Below are 429 nucleotides of genomic sequence, written 5' to 3' on the forward strand. Positions count from 1 at the left end.
CAACGGGGGCGAGGATCTTACGTTTCCGCAGATCCGAGCTGGTCTACCTGGACTCGAACCAAGACTAACTGAACCAGAATCAGTCGTGCTGCCAATTACACCATAGACCAATGATGGTTTAGACCAGTCGTACCCCCGACCGGATTCGAACCGGCGCTACCGCCTTGAGAGGGCGGCGTGCTAGGCCGCTACACAACGGGGGCCCTAGCGATCTCGTACTGATCGAGATCCGTACCCCCGACCGGATTCGAACCGGCGCTACTGCCTTGAGAGGGCAGCGTGCTAGGCCGCTACACAACGGGGGCTTTGCAGATGAGCTCTGCGAGCTGGCCTACCTGGACTCGAACCAAGACTAACTGAACCAGAATCAGTCGTGCTGCCAATTACACCATAGGCCACTGGAACTCAAGCCCCTAAGGGGTTCTCGTT

General features: G+C 57.8%; 4 tRNA genes. All 4 read right to left on the bottom strand.

From position 1 onward, the window contains the following. Positions 1–38 precede the first annotated feature (38 nt). The 4 genes from V7E45_RS40470 to V7E45_RS40485 all read right to left on the bottom strand — a co-directional run bounded on the left by V7E45_RS40470 (position 39) and on the right by V7E45_RS40485 (position 398). Positions 39–110, bottom strand: a tRNA-Gln gene (locus V7E45_RS40470). A gap of 20 nt (positions 111–130) precedes the next feature. After that, a tRNA-Glu gene (locus V7E45_RS40475) sits at positions 131–203 on the bottom strand. A 29-nt stretch (positions 204–232) separates the two neighbouring features. Next, positions 233–305, bottom strand: a tRNA-Glu gene (locus V7E45_RS40480). A 21-nt stretch (positions 306–326) separates the two neighbouring features. Then, positions 327–398, bottom strand: a tRNA-Gln gene (locus tag V7E45_RS40485). Positions 399–429: the final 31 nt, after the last annotated feature.

The sequence above is a fragment of the Streptomyces sp. IBSBF 3136 genome (assembly GCF_036815105.1).
GTDB lineage: Bacteria > Actinomycetota > Actinomycetes > Streptomycetales > Streptomycetaceae > Streptomyces.